Genomic DNA, 18,794 nt, shown 5'->3' with positions numbered 1-18,794 from the left:
GCATGCCGAGCGAAGCGGGACGGAACCTGTCGGCGGCGCAGTCGGGCCTGTGGTTCGGGCAGGAGCTGGATCCGGAGGGGCTGCGCTACGTCGTCGGGCAGTACGTCCACATCCACGGCCCGGTGGACGCGGATCGGTTCGAGCGGGCGCTGCGCGTGGTCGTCGCGGGGAGCGAGACGATGCGCGTACGGTTCGCCGGGACCCCGGACGGGCCGCGCCAGTTCGTGGAGCCGGCCCCGGCCTGGGCGCTGCGCCGCGTCGACGTGTCGGGGGCGGAGCGGCCGGCGGAGGCCGCGGAGCGGTTCGTCGCGGCGCAGTACGAGCGGCCGTTCGACCTCACGGTGGCTCCGCTGTTCGAGCACGCACTGGTGAAGGTGTCCGAGAGGGATTACCTGTGGTGCGTACGCTTCCACCACCTGCTGTGCGACGGCGCCGGGCTCGCGACGTTCCTCCGCCGGGTGGCGGGGGCGTACACCGCGCTGTGCGCCGGACTCCCCGTCGACGACGGGGTCTTCGACCGGGTGGAGACCCTGCTCGCCGAGGACGCCCGCTACCGGGCCTCCGCGCGGTTCGCCGACGACGCCGTGTTCTGGGCGGAGCGGCTCGCGGGCCTGGACGACGCCCCGGTCCTGGCGCAGGGCCCGGTGCCGCCGGGCGCCTCGGGCCATCTCCGGCGCTCCGGGCGGCTGGCGCCGGAGCGGTGGGCGCGGCTGCGGGAGCGGGCCGCCGCGTGGGACGTACGGTGGCCCGCCGTGGTCTGCGCGACCACCGCCCTGCTGCTGCACGCGGACAGCGGGCGGCGCGATGTCGTCCTCGGCCTCTCGGTGCCGGGCCGGGCCGGCCGGGCGGCGCGCGACGCGCTCGGCACCGCCTCCAACGTGGTGCCGGTCCGTCTGACAGTGGATCCGGCGCGCCCGGTGGCGGAGCTGGCGCGGGCCGCGGGGGTGGAGATCACGGCCGTGCTGCGGCACCAGCGCTACCGGATGGAGGACATCCTGCGTGACACCGGCGCGCTCGACGGCGGGCGCCGGATCACCGGTCCGACGGTCAACCTGATGTCCATGGACACTGGGCTGGAGTTCGCCGGGTGCCGGGCGACGGTGCACGAGGGTTCGCCCGGGCGGACCGACGGGCTGGCCGTGGGCGTGTACGACAACGGGGAGCCGGCGCTCCGGGTCGACATCGACGCATCCGCGGCCCGCCACACCGAGCAGGACGTCGCGGCCCACCGGGACCGGCTGCTCTCGGCGCTGGCCGCGGTCGCCGACGCGCCGGACACACTGCCGGCCGGCCGGCTCGGGGCGCCCGGCGGGCCGGCCGCTCCCGCCCTTCCCTCCCCCGGCGTGGCGCGGCCCGCCCACACCCTCGTCGACCTGTTCGAGCGGCAGGCCGGTGTCCGGGACGAGGCGACGGCCGTCGTCCACGACGGGGTGTCCCTGAGCTACCGGCAGCTCGCCGAGCGGTCGGACGAGGTGGCCCGCAGGATCGCGGGGCGCGGGGTGCTTCCCGGCCGGTTCGTGGCGATCGCGCTGCCCCGTTCGCTCGACCTGGTCGTGGCGGTGCTCGGGGTCCTCAAGGCCGGCGCGGCCTACGTACCGTTGAACCCCGCGTACCCCGCCGAGCGGCTGCGCGCGACCCTCGCCGACGCGGCGCCCGCGCTGCTGATCACCCGTGGCGGGGGCGCCTCCCCACACCCGGACGTGCCGGTCCTGCGGCTGGACGAGCCGTCCGGCGCCGGCGAGGAGCGGCGGCCCGCCCGGCGTCCGCGTCCCGTTGACGCCGCCTACACCATCTTCACCTCGGGCTCCACCGGCCGGCCGAAGGGTGTCGTCGTCACCCATGCGAACGTCGTACGGCTGCTGACCTCGACGGAGGAGGCGTTCCGGTTCTCCGCCGACGACGTGTGGACCCTCTTCCACTCCACCGCCTTCGACTTCTCCGTCTGGGAACTGTGGGGCGCCCTGCTGTACGGGGGCCGCCTCGTCGTGGTCGGCGAGGACACCGCCAGGTCCCCGGACGACTTCCTCGACCTCCTCGTCGCGGAGGGGGTGACGGTGCTCAACCAGACGCCCTCGGCGTTCACCCAGCTCGTCGAGGCCGATGCGCGGCGCCCGTCGGCGGGCGCCCGGCTCGCGCTGCGGTACGTCGTCTTCGGCGGCGAGGCGCTGGAGCCGTGGCGGCTGGTCGACTGGTACGCCCGGCACGCCGACACCGCGCCCCGGCTGGTCAACATGTACGGGATCACCGAGACGACGGTCCATGTCACCGCGCGGCGCCTCGGTGCCGGCGCCGCCGCTGCGGGGGCGGGCAGCCTCATCGGAACACCCCTGCCCGACCTGCGCGTCCAGGTGCTCGACGCCGCGCTGCGGCCCGTACCGCCGGGTCTTCCGGGCGAGATGTACGTGTCGGGCCCCGGGGTGGCCCGCGGCTACCACGGCCTGCCCGGCCTGACGGCGCGGCGGTTCGTCGCCGACCCGTCGGGCGCGCCCGGCGAGCGGATGTACCGCACCGGCGACCTGGCGCGCCTTCGCGCGGACGGCGGGCTCGAATACCTGGGCCGGGCCGACCGGCAGGTCAAGATCCGCGGTTTCCGGATCGAGCCCGGCGAGGTGGAGGCCGCGCTGAGCGGGCTGCCCGGCGTCACGGCCGCGACCGTGCTGGTGACCGAGGACCGGCCGGGCGACCGGCGTCTCGTCGGCTACGTGGTGGCCGACGGCGTCGCCCCGGTGGCGGACGCGCGGGCGCTCCGCGACGCCGTGGCGGCGGTGCTCCCCGCCCATCTGGTGCCCTCCGCCGTGCAGGTGGTGGACGCCTTCCCGCTCACCCCCAACGGGAAGCTGGACGAGCGGCGGCTGCGCGCCGGGCGGCCGGATCCGGCGGGGCCGACCGCCGGGGCGCCGGGGCCGGTGGACGGGCCCGCCGCCACCGTGTACCGGCTGTTCGCGGAGGTCCTCGGCGGCAAGGAATTCACCGCCGACGACAGCTTCTTCGCGCTCGGCGGGGACTCGCTGCTGGCCAACCGGCTCGCCCGGCTGATCTCCGCAGCCACGGGCGCGGCCGTCTCGGTACGTGACGTGTTCGCGCGACCGACCGTCGCGGGCCTGGCCGCTCTGATCAGCGGCTCCGACGACGGCTCGACCGGCTCGACCGGACCGGCCGGCGGTCCCCTCGACGGCCCGGCGGGGGCGGCCCGCGGGCCGGTCGCCGGGCCCCGTCCGGCGCGTGTCCCCGCGTCGTACGCCCAGCGCCGGCTGTGGTTCCTGCACCGGCTGGAGGGCCGGGCCGCCACCTATCTCATCCCGCTGGCCGTCCGGCTGGACGGTCCCCTGGACCCGGAGGCGCTGCGTGCCGCCTTCGGCGACGTCCAGGACCGGCACGAGAGCCTGCGCACGGTCTTCCCCGACAGCGCGGAGGAGCCCTGCCAGCAGGTGCAGGAGCGGCCGGAGCCGCCGTTCACGGTGCGCGCCGTGCCCGCTGCCGCGCTCGACGCGGCGGTACGCGCCGAGGCCACCCACGGGTTCGATCTCACGACCGAACTCCCCTGGCGGGTCACGCTGTTCCGCACCGGGCCCGAGGAGCACACGCTGCTGATCGTGCTGCACCACATCGCGGCCGACGAACACTCGCTGCGCCCTCTCGCCCGGGATCTGTCGGCCGCGTACGCGGCCGGAACCCGCGGCGGCGCCCCGGCCTGGCCCCCGCTCGCCGTCCAATACGCCGACTACGCGCTGTGGGAACGGCGGCTGCTCGGCGACGCCGGCCGGCCGGGGAGCGGACTCGCCATCGGACTGGCCCACTGGCGGCACGTGCTCGCCGGTCTGCCGGACGCCCTCCGGCTGCCCACGGACCACGATCCGGCGCCCGCCCCCGCCCACCGGGGCGACGCCGTCGGCCTCATGTGGGAACCCGCGCTGGGCCGCCGCGTGGCGGAGCTGGCGGCCGAGCGCGGCGCGACCCCGTTCATGGTGCTGCACGCCGCGGTCGCCTGTCTGCTGAGCCGGCTCGGCGCGGGCACCGACATCCCCGTCGGGACCGTGGTGGCCGGCCGCGACGCCGCCGGCCTCGACGACCTCGTCGGGTTCTTCGCCGAGACGGTGGTCCTGCGCACCGACCTCTCCGGCTCCCCCGGCTTCGCCGAGGTGATCGACCGGGCGCGCCACACCGATCTCACGGCCTTCGCCCACCCTGTGCCGTTCGACCGGGTCGTCGACGCCGTGGGTCCGCCCCGGGTGCTCGGCCGCCATCCGCTGTTCCAGGTCATGGTCACGCTCCACTCCGGGGCACAGGCCGTGCCGGAGCTTCCCGGGCTGCGCTGTTCGCCGCTCGTCCTCGGCCGGTCGATGGCCAAGTTCGGGCTGCTCTTCGAGTTCACGGAGAACGCGGCCGGCGGATTCGACGTCGTACTGGAGTACGACGCCGAGGCGTTCGAGCGGCGGACCGCCGAACTCCTCCTGCGAGCGCTGGAGCGGCTGGCCGCGGCCGTCGTGGCGGACCCGGAGCGACCGTACGACGCAGTCACCGTCCTGTCCCCGGAGGAGCGGGACGCCCTCCGATCGGCGGAGCCCGCCCAGCCCGACTCCTCAGGGCCCGTTTCCGCCCGGTCCGCGCCCTCCTCCGAGGCGCCCGCCACCGAGCTGCTCGTCTCCCTGTTCGACTCCTTCCTCGGTGTCGAAGGCGTCGGTCCCGACGACGAGTTCTTCCGGCTCGGCGGGGACTCCATCCTCGCCATCCGCCTGGTCAACCGGGCCCGGGCGGCCGGTGTGCTGATCACCCCCCGGGACGTCTTCGAGTCGGGGACCCCGCGGGCGCTGGCACGGGCCGCCGGGAAGGCCGTGGCGCCCGCCGAGCCGGGGCCCGCCGAGGAGGCCGTCGGCGCGTTCCCCCGTACGCCGATCATGCACTGGCTCGCCGACGCCGGTGCGCCCGGCGACTCGTTCGCCCAGTCGGTCGTCTGCCGGGTACCTCCCGGGGCCACCGCGGCCACCCTGGTCACGGCGCTGCAGTCCCTGCTGGACCACCACGACACCCTGCGTCTGGTCGCGCCCGGCGCCCCGGGCTCCGCGGGCCCGGTCACGATCCGGCCCGTCGGGGCGGTCCGTGCCGAGGCGTGCCTCACCCGGGTGCCGACCGACGAGCCGCGGGCCGAGGTGGAGCGGCAGCGGGAGCGGGCCCGGCGCCGGCTGTCGGCGCGCGGGGGCGCCGTACTGCACGCCGTCTGGCTGGACGACGGCGAGGCGGGGGTGCGGGCGCCCGGCGAGGACGGTGGCGGTCTGCTGCTGATGGTGGTTCATCATCTGGCGGTCGACGCGGTGTCCTGGCGCGTCCTCCTGCCCTACCTGGCGACGGCCCACGCCGCCGCCGTCGCCGGACGTCCCGCCGGACTGCCGCCCGTGCCCACCCCGTTCCGCGCCTGGGCCCGCAGGCTCGCCGAGGCGGTCCCGTCGCCGGAAGAGGCCGAACAATGGGCCGGGATCATCGCGCGCGCCCCGCAGGACCACCGGCTCGCGGACGCCTCGGGGTGCACCGTCGGCGCCACCGGCACCGTGCGTTTCTCCCTCGACGCGGACGCCACCCGGGCCCTGCTCACCGAGGTCCCCCACCGCTTCCACGCCCAGGTCCCGGAGATCCTGCTGACCGCCCTCTCCCTGGCGGTGCACCGCTGGTCCGGCGATCGGGACGGCGGACCCGTCCTGGTCGATGTCGAGGGCCACGGCCGCGATCCCGGCCTGGCGGAGGTGGCCGGTCTCGACATGTCACGCACCGTCGGCTGGTTCACCGTCGTCCACCCGGCGCCGCTCGACGCCCGCGCCGACGACTGGGACGCCCTGACCGCCCGGGGCGCGGGCCTGGGCGACGCGGTGCGGCGGATGAAGGAGCGGCTGCGCGCCGTACCGCACCAGGGCATCGGGTACGGCCTGCTGCGGTACGGCGCCGACCCCGCGCTCCGGGAGCGGCTGGCGGCCGCCGCACCGATCGGCTTCAACTATTTGGGCCGCTTCGACACGGAGGACGGCCCCGGCGACGGCGCGTTCGAACCGCTGCCCGGATCACTGCGCGGCGAGGCCGACCCGGCGCTGCCGGTCGCCCACGCCCTGGAGACCGAGGCCTTCGTGGAACCCGGTGACGACGGCCCCCGGTTCCGTTTCGCCTGCACCTGGGCCGAGGGGGTCCTCGACCGGTCCGGGGCCGAGGCGCTCGCCCGTTCCTGGCGTGCGGCGCTCCAAGCGTTCGCCGAGCACCACCCGGACGCCGACGGGGGCGGGCACGCCCCGTCGGACTTCCCCCTGGTGTCCGTCACCCAGACGCACGTCGACCGTTTCGAGGCCGAGCTGGGGCCCCTCACGGACCTCCTGCCCACCGCGCCGCTCCAGTCGGCGCTGCTGTTCCACGCGCTCACCGCGCCGGAGGACGGCGCCGCCCACCACGACCCGTACGTCGTCCAGCTCGTTCTCGATCTGGAAGGGCCGGCGGGGCCGACGGGGTCGGCGGGGGACGTCGATCCCGGGCGACTGCGGGCGGCGGCCGGGTCCCTGCTCCGCCGGTACCCCCATCTCGGCGGTGCCTTCCGGGCCGGCGAGGGGGCTCAGCCGCTCTGCGTGGTCCCCCTGCGGGTCACCCCGCCCTGGCGGACCCTTGACCCGGAGTCGGGGCCGCTCTCCGCCGAACAACTCCGCGAGCGGCTGGCGGAGGACCGCCGGCCGTTCTCCCCGGACCGGCCGCCGCTGCTGCGCTTCACCCTGGCCCGGACCGGGGCCCGGCGCTGGTCCCTGGCCTTCACCCATCACCACGCCCTGCTCGACGGCTGGTCGGTGCCGATCCTGCTCCGGGAGCTCTTCGCGCTGTACCACGGCACCGAGCTGCCGCCCGCCGTCCCGTACCGGCGCCATCTGGCGTGGCTGGCGGCCCAGGACGCCGACCGGGCGCGGGAGGTCTGGCGCCGTGAGCTGGCCGGTGCCGAGCCGACCCGGGTGGGCGACGGAGACCGGAACGCCGGGCCGCGGCCGTCGGCGCCGTACACCTTCACCCTGCCGGAGGAGACGACCGCGGCGCTGACGGCGACGGCGGCGCGCCACGGACTCACCGTCAACACCCTGGTGGAGACGGCGTGGGCGCTGGTGCTCGGCCATCTCACCGGCCGGGACGACGTGGTCTTCGGTGTGACGGTCGCCGGCCGGCCCGCCGGACTCGACGGGGCCGAGGAGATGGTCGGCCTGCTGATCAACACCGTGCCCGTACGGGTACGGCTGCCCGCCGCCCTTCCCCTCACTGATCTCGCCGCCTCCGTCCAGGCCGCCCGGGTCCGGCTGCTCGGCCACGAGCACCTCGGTCCGGCCGCCGTCGAGGAGGCGGCCGGTTCCGGCGGCCTCTTCGACACGCTTCTCGTCTTCGAGAACTACCCGCTGGAGTCGGAGGAGTTCAGCGCTCCCGGACAGGGGCTGCGGGCCACCGTGGCGGAGGTCCACGACTCCACGCACTACCCCCTCGCCCTCGCGGTGCTGCCCCGCGCCGGCCGGCTCGACTTCCGCTGCTACCTCCGGCCCGGACGCACGGCCCGGTTCGGCGGCGCCGAGGACATCCGGCGGCTCGTCACCGAGGCGTGCCGGGCGCTCGCCGGGTCCGGCGCCACGCTCGTCGGCGACATCGGCCTCCTCGGCCCCGAGGACCGGGAGCGGCTGCCCGCCCGGGGGCGCGGCCCGGACCGTCCGGTGCCGTACGGCTCGCTTCCGGAGGCGTTCGAGGCGGTCGTCGGCGCCGGTCCCGGCCGGCCCGCGCTCTGGTCGGCCGGCCGGACGACCGGCTACGGAGAGCTCAACTCCCGCGCCAATCGGCTCGCCCACCACCTCCTGCGCCGCGGTGTTCGCCCCGGCACCCCGGTCGGCGTGCGCCTGGAGCGGTCCGCCGAGGTCGCCGTCGCCTTCCTCGCCCTCGCCAAGCTCGGCGCGGTCTGCGTCCCGCTGCGGGAGGACCTGCCGCCCGCGGCGGCCGGCGACCTGCTGACCCGGGCCGGCGCGGAACTGGTCCTGGACGGCCCCGGCGTCGCGGCGGCGGAGGCGGCCGGCGGGCCCGCGACCGACCCCGGGCTGAAGATCCCGCCGGACACGCCCGCCTGTCTGATGTTCACCTCGGGCTCGACCGGGGTCCCCAAGGGGGTCGCGGTGACCCACGGCAACATCCTGGCGCGGGTGTACGACCGTGCCTTCCGCGGTGACGGGCACGCGCGGGTGCTCTTCCACTCCTCGCACAGCTGGGACCCCGTGGTCTACGAGCTGTGGATGCCGCTGCTGACCGGCCGTCAGGCCGTGATCGCTCCCCCGGGCGACCTGGACCTCGACGACTACACCGCCGTCGTCGCCGCGGGCCGGGTCACCGCGGCCTGGTTCACCGCCGGTCTGTTCGCGCTGATCAGCGAGGAGGCTCCGGGCGTCCTCGCCGGACTGCGCGAGGTGTCCACCGGCGGTGACGTCGTCCCGCCCGCCGCCGTCCGCCGCGCCCGGCGGGCGCGCCCCGGCCTCCGGATCGTCAACTACTACGGTCCCGTCGAGACGACCACCTTCGCCCTCGGCCATCCGGTCCCCGAAGGCCCCCTCGGCGACGAGCCGCTGCCCATCGGCAGGCCCATCGACAACACGTCCGTCGCGCTGCTGGACACGGCGCTCCGGCCGGTGCCGACCGGAGCGCCCGGCGAGATCTACCTCACCGGGGCCGGGCTCACGGCCGGGTACCACCGCGCGGCCCCGCTCACCGCGGAACGGTTCGTCGCCGACCCGTACGGCGCGCCCGGTTCGCGCCTGTACCGCACCGGCGACCTCGGGCGCTGGGACGCCGAGGGCCGGCTGCACTTCCTCGGCCGGGCCGACCGGCAGCTGAAGGTCAACGGGTTCCGCGTCGAGCCCGGGACCGTCGAGGCGGCGCTGTGCCGCGAACCCGAGGTCGCCGCCGCGGCCGTGACCGCCCACACCGCGGGGACCGGCAGGACGCTCACCGCGTACGTCGTCCCCCGTACCCCCGTCGATCCCGCGGCGCTGCGCGACCGGCTCACCGCGGTGCTCCCCGGCTATCTCGTCCCCGCGACGGTCGTCACGGTCGGCGCCCTGCCCCTGACCGCCCACGGCAAGGTCGACACGGCCGCCCTGCCCGCGCCCGGCTCGGGGGGCGTCCGCGCTCCGCGCACCCCGCGTCAGGAGGTCATCGCCGCGCTGTTCGCCGAGACGCTCGGTACCGGGCCCGTCGCCGCCGACGACGACTTCTTCGCGCTCGGCGGCAACTCGCTCGCCGCGATGCGGCTCGTGGGCCGTCTCCGTACCGGACTGGGGGTACGGGTCGGCGTACGGGACCTCTTCGACGCGCCCACGGTCTCCGCGCTGGAGCGGCGGCTCGCCGGCACTCCGGACGCCCCCGCCGCGAGGGCCGCGTTCCCGGCGCCGCCGCCGGGTCCCCGCCCGGACCAGGCGCCGCTCTCCCCCGCGCAGGAACGGCTGTGGACCATCCACTACCTCGCGGACCACCAGCCCGACTACCTCACCACCGCGGCCCTCGACCTGCGGGGGACACTCGACACCGCCGCGCTGCGTGCGGCCCTCGGCGATGTCGTCGACCGCCACGAGGTCCTGCGGACGGTCTACCCGTACATGGAAGGGGGCCCGGTCCAGCGGATCCTGCCGCCCGGGTCCGCGGAGCTCGACCTGAAGGGCGCCGACGTGCCGGCCGCCGGACTCGACGCCGCGGTCGAGGCCGAACTCCGCACCGGATTCGACCTGTTGCGCCGGCCGCCGTTCCGCGTGCGGCTCTTCCGCGTCACCGACGGCCGGTACCTGCTGCTCCTGGTCATGCATCACATCGCGGTGGACGGCGAGTCGCTCGCCCCGCTCCTGCGGGACCTCGCGACCGCCTACGGCAGCAGGCTCCGGGGCGCGCCCCCCGCCTGGGCCGCGCCCGCCCCGCAGTACGCCGACTACGCCCGGTGGCTGCGCGACCGGGCGGGCGACGAGGCCGACCCGGGCAGTACCGCCGCCTCCGGGGCGCGGTACTGGCGCGCGGCCGTCGCCGGGCTCCCGGACGAGCTGCCGCTGCCCCTGGACCGGCCCCGCTCCAGGGCGGCCGGCAAGGGCGCGGCCACGCTCGCGTTCTCCATGGACGCCGCGGCCCACGAGCGGATCCACCGGGTCGCGCGGGAGTGCGCCGCCACCCCCTACACGGTGTGGCACGCCGCCCTGGCCGCCGCGCTCACCCGCCTCGGCGCGGGTACGGACATTCCGGTCGGCGTCGCCGTCAGCGGCCGGGGCACGGAGGCCCTCGACGACCTGGTGGGCTGCGCCGTGCACACCGTGGTGCTGCGCACTGCGACCTCCGGGCGGCCGACCGGCCGCGAGCTGATCGGGCGGGTCCGGGACGGTCTGCTGGACGCCCACGACCACAAGGAGTACCCCTTCGACCGGCTCGTCGAGTTGGTCAACCCGGAGCGCTCCGCCTCGCGGCACCCGCTGTTCCAGGTCGCCGTCACCCACACCGCGCCGCACGGCGACGGGACGCCCCGCCTCCCGGGGCTGACGGCCCGGCCGCGCCCCGTACCCGTACCGCACACCGAGTTCGACCTGCTGTTCCACCTCACGGAAGAGCCCGGCCTCGGCGGTGTCACCGGCACCCTCGTCTACGCCACCGCGCTCTTCGACCGGGCCACCGCCGAGGGCATCAGCGCCGAGATCCTCCGGATGCTGCGGGCGCTGACCACGGATCCCGACGACGTCCTACCAGGCCCTGCATGAGGCGGCGGCGTCCGGTACGTGCCGACCGCGCCCGGCCGTTCATCGCGGGTCGCGCAGCCCGAGAACATAGGCCGCGGTCAGCGCGACCGTACGGTCCTGGTCACATGACAGCTCCGCGAGGGCGCGTCCCGCGGTGGCGCCGGGGATGTCCGCGAGCGCCTGTGCCAGCCGGCGGCGTGCGGACGGCTCACCTCTGGCGAGGTGGTCGACGAGCCCGGTGGCGATCCGGTCCGCCGAAGCGGAACAGCTCGCCAGCACGCTCAGCGCGTCGGCCGCGTCGACATCGAGCGTCTCCTCCACGACCATGCCGATGAGCGTCGGCACCGCGTCGGGCACCCCCCGTGCCCCGAGCTCCAGGGCCGCGTATCTGCGGACCACGAGGTCGGGGTGGGTGAGCGCGTCCCGCAGCAGGACGGTCGCCTCACCGTCCGGAATCTCGACAATGGTCCGGACGGCGCGCCGGCGCACCTCGGCCACGGGTGAGCCGAGGCCTTCCGCCAGGAGCGGCAGTGCTCCGCCGCCCGATTGCGCCAAGGCCCAGCGGAGGGCTCCGGCGACGTGCGGGTCGGCCTCCCTCAGAGCCGCCTCGACCAGGGTCTCCACCGGCAGGGAGCCCTCTTCGACCGAGGACAGGGCCGCGCGCTGGCGTGTCCCGGCGCTCGTCGATCCCAACGCCTGGAGCAGCGCGACGATCTGGAGGACGTCCTCCCAGCCGGCGGGCTCCGCCGCGCCGATCCGGCACAGTCGCGTGAGCAGCGCCGTCTCCCCCGCGATCCGTTCCCGCGTCTGGCGGATGAGGTCGTCGACGAGCGCCGAGGGCGTGAAGCCGGGATCGTCCAGCGCGTACCCGACTTCACGCAGCGACAGCCCCAGTGACCGCAGGCTCTCGATGTGGAAGATCCGCCGGATGTCCTCGCCGGAGTACTCCCGGTAGCCGCCGTCGGTACGGCCCGTCGGCCGCACCAGGCCGAGAGCGTCGTAATGCCGGAGCATGCGGGCACTGACCCCGGAACGTCGTGCCACCTCACCGATCAGCACTGCCTGTCACCCCTCCTGAGCGCCGGTCCCGCCGAGGGCCACGGCGCGCTTCGCCTCCTCGATCACGCACTCGAATCCGGCGTCCGGGTCGCGCAACAGCCGTTCCGTGGCGATCGCGTGCTGCCGCACGTGAGGCCCGGGATCCGTCATCGCCGCATGCAGAGCCGGCACCGTCGCCTCACCGAGCGCGATCAGTGCCCGGCTGAGGCTCCGCTGCGTCTCACGTTCACCCCGCCCGAGCTGTGTCGACAATACTGCGGCCAGCCCGGGCTCCTCGCCTTCGGGTACGAGCACGACCGCCGCCCGCCAGGCGGTCCGCGCCACCTCGTCGTCGGCATCGGTCAGAAGCTCCCGGGTGATCGCCGGCCACGCCTGCCGGTCTCCGATCTTGGAGAGCGTGTGCAACGCCTGGCTCCGTGCCTGAGCGTGCTCCGAGCGGACTGCGTGGAGCAGCTCCGGGACCGTCATCGACGGCGGGTGGCGGGTGAGTGCCCAGGTCAGCATCTCCCGTACGTGGAAGTCGGGTTCGATCGCGCATCGTTCGACGAGTCCCTCGATGAACCGGGGGTCCGGGGTCGTGCCGACCGCGAGCGCCGCCCGCAGCCGCGTCGACGCGCTGCTGTTCTCCAGCCCCTGGAGAACTCGGATCCTGTCGGTGTCCTGTTTCGGCAAGGTCATCGGGATCACCTCCTCGGCCACAGTGAAGACGTTGTCACCGTGTCAAGGTCAAGCACGCGACCTCCTACGCCGCCCCGCCGTCGGCCGCGGGGGTGACGGGGTCCTCGGCCTGCCCGTCGCCTTCGCCACCGAGGACTCCGTCCTGATCGGCCAGGAAGGCTCGGCCGGGCTGGGATTCAACCGGCTGGCCGACTACCGCCGTCCCACCTGGCCGGACCCCGCTCAGGAGGAGCAGGCCCGGATCGAACTGGGCGTCGACGACCTGGACTCCGCGCAGTCCCGGCTGCTCGCGCCGGGGGCCGTCGAGCCCGAGTTCCAGCCGGACCCGGACCGGTGGCGGGTGCTGCCGGCCCCCGCGGGCCACCCGTTCTGCCATCTCCACCCTGGTCTGAGTACGACCTGCACGCGGACGACGACCACTCCTGGGGAACTGCCGCGGCGAAACCCTCTGGACCTGGTCACTCTTGTGGAGGGACCCTCAGGCATGGAGTTCCTCTGTTACCACCGCGACCGGCCCGACTCCCTGCCCCTGCGCGACAAGCTGCTGGCAGAGCACTGGGCCTATATGGACCGGTACGCGAAAGAGATGATCGCCCGGGGCCCGACCCTCGCCGCCGGCGGCGGAACGCCCACCGGAAGCGTGCACATCGTCGATCTGCCCGATCCCGCCGCGGCGCGGGCGTTCGCGTTCGACGAACCCAGCTACCAGGCCGGCGTCTACCGGGACGTGCTGCTGCGGCGGTGGCGCAACACGCTGGGGCGCACCATGTGGGACTTCCCCGGCGGCCGGAACGGCGGCAACCGGTACCTGGTGCTCGGCCTGGGCACCGGGCAGGCCGCCGACCTCGCGGTGCCGCCCGGCCGCGACGAACTGATCGCCTACGGGCCGCTGTTGTCCGACGACGGTGCCACTTGGCTGGGTACGGCGGCGCTGGTCCGGGCGCCGGACGCGGACACGGCGGGCGCCCTTCTGACCCCGGGCCGGTACGCCGACATCGAGGTGCACAACTGGCAGTTCGGCGGGCGGCCGTCGTAAGCCGGGAACGCCCGTCGGCATCGCATCGCTGAAACCCTGTCCCGGCCCCGCGTCGCGCCGGGCCTTCCCGCACCAGGGCACGCTCTGGTGCGGGCAGGCCCGCGCGGTGCGGTCAGCCCCTGGCGACCGCGATGCTGCCCTTGAGGCGTTCACCGGCCTCGTACACCATGTAGGGCACTCCCCCTTCGGTGCCGAAGCTGGGTGCGGCGCTGCGGCCGTTGTCGGGGGCGCCGTTCCCGGAGTCGTAGAAGCGGCCGAGGTGGCGGCGGAGTGTGAAGTCCTTGCCGACCTCGGTGATCATGAGGTCGCCGCCGCTCGCCTTGTCCTTGTTGTAGACGACGAAGGCGCTGCCGTTACGGGTCAGCAAGTGCGGGCCGCCGATGTTGACGGCCGACACATCGGTGTGCTTGACGAGGGCCGTCTGGTCGAAGGTCCAGTTGCGGCCGTCGGCCGACCAGCCCCAGTGGATGTCACGGTGGTTGGTCTTGTTGTTCAGCATGAACAACATCACGTAGTGGGCCTTCTTCGCGGGCAGTTCGTACGGGAAGACCCGGGCGTACGAGGTCTCGGTGGTGCCCGCGGGCAGCATGGCGGTGGTGAGGACCACCTTGTCGTAGGTGAAGTTGATGCCGTCCTTGGACCGGGCCAGTCGTGTCGTGGTGTTCTCGCCGTGGAAGTAGAGCCACATCTCCTTCGCGCTCTCGTTCCACATCACGTGCGGGGACGACACGTGGCCCACGGAGTAGTGCGGCTGCCACGTGTTCGAGACGATCGGGTTGCGCGGGTACTCGGTGAAGGGGCCTTCTATGTGGTCCCCGTAGGCGAGGCAGATCCCGCCGGGCTCGTCGTGCGGCGCGTAGTAGAGGTAGTAGCGGCCCAGCGGTGCGGACAGCCGGTCCTTGGTGCCCCGGATGCACGGGAAGATGATCTCGCCGGTGGGGTTGTACTTGAGCTGCCCGGGCGTCAGGAGGGTCTTGACGTAGCGGTAGTCGGGGAATCCGCCGGGGGCCGCGGCCGGTTGGGCGGCGAGTGCCGGGGAGGCCTCTGACCCCGCCGCGAGGGCCGGGGAGGCCGTGGCGTCGGCGGCGAGTGCCGACGAGGCCGCGGAGCCCGCGGCGAGGGCCGCCGTCGTCGCGACGGCCGACTTGAGGAGGATGCGGCGGCTGGGCTGGGGTGTCTCGTGCATGGAGTACTCCGTCCCGATAGGTGGCAGGGGTGTGTGGTGCGGGAGTTGAGCGGTCACAGGGCGGTGGCCGCGGTGACGCAGAAACCGCCGAGAGCGACGAACCAGACGTAGGGCAGGGTGCGCGTCATCACCTGCTGGGCGCCGACCCCCGCGTACTGCGCGCTCCACACGGTCTGGGTGCTGGTGGGGTCGGCGACGCCGAACACCTGGTTGTAGGAGGCGGTGATGCCGAGGACGGCGACGGCCGGGTAGATGCCGGCGGCGATGAGGACGCCCGCGATGCCCGCGCCGAGGCCGTACACGTTGAGCGGCCCGCGGTACAGGCACAGCGGCACCAGCAGGGTGAAGACCACGACGAACAGCACCGGGTTCTGCGGGCTGACGGCCTTGACGAGGGGTTCGAGGGCGGTCACGGCGCCGGGGAGCTTGACCGCGGTGAGCAGGATGCCGATGGCCACGAAGAGGGTGATGGGCGCGGCGGCCACCTCGAAGCCGTTGTAGAGGGTACGCAGCAGCCGGCGGTTCATGTCGCGCGGGCGGGTGGTGGTCACGAGCGCGTAGAGGACTCCGGCCAGCAGCGAGGGGATGATCGCGATCTCGAAGCCGAGGGCCAGCACGAGAGGGACGACCGGGGTGAGCAGCGCGTACCACGGCGCGTCCCCGAGGCGGGCGCGCCGCTTGCCGGCCTTGGTGCGCGGCTCCTCCGTGCGGAAGGCCCAGGCGTGTTCGACCCCGCGCCTGCGGGACTCGACGAGGACGAACGTGACGGCGGCGGCGAGCGCGAACGGGAAGAGCTTGACCATGAAGTCGCGTACGTCGGAGACCGGCAGGTCGAGGGCGCTGGAGAAGAACTGCCACACCGGCAGTTCGAAGGGGATCCCCGCGGCGATGCCCATGAGGATCGTCCCGGCGGCGGTCACCTTGGGGATGCCGACGGCGATCATGGCGGGGATGCCGATGATGCCGGCGAGCATCGCGGCGGGCGCGGAGCCGGTCACGGTGCCGACGAGGGTCGAGACCATCAGCACGCCGAGCGCGACGACCGTGGGCCGGTCACCGCCGAACTCGACTATCTTGCGGACGAGGGTGCCGGCGATGCCGGTCTCGTCGAGCAGCTTCCCCAGCCAGGAGCCCAGCAGGATCGCGATCATCGTCGCGGCGAGCGTGGCGACGCCCTCCTGGAGGACCGTGTCGAGGACGCTGTTCTCGCCGGTGACCGGGGCGCCGGAGACGAAGGCGATGGCCACGCCGAGCAGGACGAGCGCGAAGGCGGTGGGGAGCTTCTTGGTGAGCATCGCGGCGACACCGGCCGCCATGATGATCAGGATGACGATGCCCATGACTTACTTCTCTCTTGCCGGGGCGGCGGACGCGGCCAGGGCGGCGGACAGCAGGAGCGGGCTGCGGCCCAGGCCGCAGACGGATTGCGCGTAGGCGTGCGCGGCGAGTTCCTCGGCGCCCGCGACGTGTGCGAGGACCCGCAGGCGCCCGAGGCGCAGTGCGGTGTGGCCGAGGGCCTCCTTGAGCGCGGTGCGCTCGGGGCCGTGGTGCAGCCGTTCGTGAACCGCCTCGTGGGCGAGGGCGGCGGCCCGGACCGAGCCGGCCGGGAACCATTCCCGCCAGCCGTACGCGGCCACCAGGCACTCCGCCGCGGCGACGGAGTCCGTGTACAGCTCGACGGTGGGGGGCTTGGAGGTGTAGCGGGCGAGGAGCCCGCGCTCCAGGCCGTCCCCGCGCTCCACGATCCGGAACCGGGCGGGCGTCCCGGCGGGGGCCAGGGCGGCGCCGAACCCGGCCGCGGTCGCGGCCCAGTGGCGCAGCAGTGCGGGGTCGCGGCCCTCGTGCAGCGTGAGGGAGCCGAGGAAGCGGGCGCCGTACTCGACATCGTCGACGGCGGCGAGACCGGTGCCCGCGCGGGTGGCGGTGGCGCGGGTCATGGCCGCTCCTCCACGATCGCGACGACGGGCTCGTCGCCGGGGCGGCCCTCCATCTCGGTACGGGCCAGCGCGAGCAGGGGCTGCGGATCGAGCACCCCGGAGAGGTCGGCGATGCGGGAGCCGATGAGCAGCCGCAGCGCCGGGGCGCGTACGCCGCCGTCGCCGTAGGCGGTGGCGCCGTCGACGAGGGTGGCGAGGGTCTGCTGCGCGGAGCCGACGACGGTGGTGCGCACGCGGGCGTCCGGGGCGTGCAGCCGGACCACGCCGTCGGCGTCGACGACACGCACCGGGTGGCGCACTCCGCGCAGCCTGCGGCGCTGTTCCGTGCCGTAGACGGTGTAGGCGGGGGTGCCCGCGAGGATGTCGACCTGGTTCTCGGGGACCTTGAGGCTCGCGGCGGCCAGCCGCAGGCGTTCGGCGTCGTCGGCCCGGTGGGCGCGGTCCTGGGTGCGCAGTTCGGTGGCGCCGGTGGCGACGGCGCGCACGGTGTTGGTCTGCGGGTCGACGGTGACCTCCACCTCGACGGCGTCGGCGACAGCTCCCTGGGCGATCACGGCCTGTTCGGCCTCGGAGCGCACCGCGAGGATGTCCTCCTGGCCGGCGCCGGGGATGATCCGCTCGATCTGTTCGCGTACGAGGGCGAGGGCGACCCCGATGGGGCTGATGACCTCGCTGTGGGCGGCGATGCGCCCCTGGAGGCCGGTGGTGGCGGCCAGGTGCGGGGTGACGGAGGCGGCGCCGCCGCCTCCGCCGACGAGCAGGACGGTGTCCTTGTCGAGGCGGTATTCGTCGATCATGCTGTCGACGACGCTCCTGACCTGTGCGACGGCCGCGTCGAGGATCCGGCCCGCGGCCGTGTCGACGTCGGTGCCGAGGAGCGCGGCCAGCGGGGTGACGGCGGCGCGGGCGACCTCGCGGTCGGCGCGCGCGAAGTCGCCCTCGGGGACCCGGCCCAGGGCGTTGGCGGCGCAGGTCAGAGTGAGGGCGTAGCGGCCGCCCGCGGCGTCGAGCACGACGTGGTCCTCGGCGTCCTCGGGCAGCGGGCGGACTGTGGCGACCCGCGCGCCCGCGAGGTCCTCGGCGGTGGCGAAGCACGCGTAGGGCAGTCCGGCGATGTGCGCGCTGCGCGGGCCGACGGTGGTGATCTTCCCGCCGCTCGTCCGGATCATCGAGCCGCCGCCGACGCCCACCGTGCGCACGTCGAGCGCGGAGAGGTACGAGGACCTGCCGAGGAGCGGCACGTGGCGCACCGCGACCTTGCCCCGGCGCACCACGCTGATGTCGGTGGAGGTGCCGCCGGTCTCCAGGAAGACACCCTCGCTGACGCGTTCCCGCATGAGTGCCCCGGCGACGCCGGCCGCGGGTCCCGAGAGCACGGTCAGCAGCGGGCGGCGGCGCATCTCGTCGAGCGACATGACACCGCCGTCGCAGCGCATCACCATGAGCGGGGCGGTGACGCCGGCTTTGGTGATGGAGGCGTCGACGAGGTCGGCGGTGGCGAACATCTTCGGCAGGATCGCCGCGTTGACGGCGGCGGTTCTGGTGCGCTTCTGGATGCCGTAGAGCGAGGTGATGTCGTGCGCGGCGGTCATCGGCAGACCGCGCTCGGCCGCCACCTTCCGCACCGCGTCCTCCCCTTCGGGGCGGTCCACGCTGAAGGGTTCCGTGGCGACCAGGACCTGGGCGCCGCCGCGCACCACCTCGTCGACGGCGCGTTCGACGGCGCTCCGGTCCCCGGGGTCGGGGACATGGGCGTAGACCAGCGGGAACCGCTTGCCGGGCGTCAGTTCCAGCTTGCCGAGGGCGGCGAGGCGGCGGGTGAAGGCGGCTCCGGCGCCGGTGCCGATGCCGAGCATCCCGACGGTGGTGACATCGCCCTCCAGCAGGGCGTTGGTAGCCTGTGTCGTGCCGTGGGCCAGGAAGGCGACGTCCTCAGGGGCGTGGCCGGTCTGTTCCAGCAGGCGGTCGAGCGCTTCCACGATGCCGTGGGCGACCCCGTCCTCGTGATGGTGGCTGGTGGGAACCTTCACCTGCCCGAGCAGGTCGAGGGTCGTGGCGTCTACGGCCACGGCGTCGGTGAAGGTTCCGCCCACGTCGATGCCGACGCGGATGCGGTGGGTGGTCATGGTCTGGGCACCTCCTTGTGCTGGGTCGGC

General features: G+C 74.7%; 8 protein-coding genes and 1 pseudogene. 3 read left to right on the top strand and 6 right to left on the bottom strand.

Features of this window, described 5'->3' with window-relative positions; all coding sequences use genetic code 11:
* Positions 1–2: 2 nt before the first annotated feature.
* Complete coding sequence (locus tag ACFTZC_RS33450) at positions 3–10,763, top strand: amino acid adenylation domain-containing protein (protein ID WP_382896158.1); 10,761 nt, start codon at positions 3–5, stop codon at positions 10,761–10,763.
* A gap of 39 nt (positions 10,764–10,802) precedes the next feature.
* Here the strand turns inward: ACFTZC_RS33450 and ACFTZC_RS33445 are convergent, their stop codons facing one another.
* Together ACFTZC_RS33445 and ACFTZC_RS33440 are read right to left on the bottom strand one after the other, a co-directional pair.
* Positions 10,803–11,801: a HEAT repeat domain-containing protein gene (locus tag ACFTZC_RS33445; RefSeq protein WP_382896156.1), complete on the bottom strand. Its 999-nt coding sequence runs from the start codon at positions 11,799–11,801 to the stop codon at positions 10,803–10,805.
* Between the two features lie 6 nt (positions 11,802–11,807).
* Entirely contained in the window at positions 11,808–12,479 is a 672-nt protein-coding gene (locus ACFTZC_RS33440) for a HEAT repeat domain-containing protein (RefSeq protein WP_382896154.1), read from the bottom strand.
* Between ACFTZC_RS33440 and ACFTZC_RS33435 the strand changes: the two are divergent.
* Positions 12,379–12,792 (top strand): annotated as a pseudogene (locus ACFTZC_RS33435) (hypothetical protein); the annotation flags it as partial. The gene ACFTZC_RS33440 and the pseudogene ACFTZC_RS33435 sit on opposite strands and share 101 nt — an antisense overlap.
* A 171-nt stretch (positions 12,793–12,963) precedes the next feature.
* A complete protein-coding gene (locus ACFTZC_RS33430; RefSeq protein WP_382896195.1) occupies positions 12,964–13,515 on the top strand; it encodes a YciI family protein in 552 nt (183 codons plus the stop codon).
* 112 nt (positions 13,516–13,627) lie between these two features.
* On the opposite strand, the gene ACFTZC_RS33425 is transcribed toward ACFTZC_RS33430, so the two are convergent.
* The 4 genes from ACFTZC_RS33425 to ACFTZC_RS33410 are packed head-to-tail and all read right to left on the bottom strand — an operon-like array spanning position 13,628 to position 18,764.
* A complete protein-coding gene (locus ACFTZC_RS33425) occupies positions 13,628–14,701 on the bottom strand; it encodes a hypothetical protein (protein ID WP_382896152.1) in 1,074 nt (357 codons plus the stop codon).
* A gap of 53 nt (positions 14,702–14,754) precedes the next feature.
* Entirely contained in the window at positions 14,755–16,041 is a 1,287-nt protein-coding gene (locus ACFTZC_RS33420; RefSeq protein WP_382896150.1) for a TRAP transporter large permease subunit, read from the bottom strand.
* A 3-nt stretch (positions 16,042–16,044) separates the two neighbouring features.
* Entirely contained in the window at positions 16,045–16,638 is a 594-nt protein-coding gene (locus tag ACFTZC_RS33415; protein WP_382896148.1) for a hypothetical protein, read from the bottom strand.
* Positions 16,635–18,764 carry a hydantoinase/oxoprolinase family protein gene (locus tag ACFTZC_RS33410; protein ID WP_382896147.1) on the bottom strand — a complete coding sequence of 710 codons (2,130 nt, stop codon included), beginning with the start codon at positions 18,762–18,764 and terminating at the stop codon, positions 16,635–16,637. The genes ACFTZC_RS33415 and ACFTZC_RS33410 overlap by 4 nt, the downstream gene beginning before the upstream one ends.
* Positions 18,765–18,794: the final 30 nt, after the last annotated feature.

Source organism: Streptomyces sp. NPDC056987 (assembly GCF_042673865.1).
GTDB lineage: Bacteria > Actinomycetota > Actinomycetes > Streptomycetales > Streptomycetaceae > Streptomyces.
This window is presented reverse-complemented; position numbering and strand designations above follow the sequence as displayed.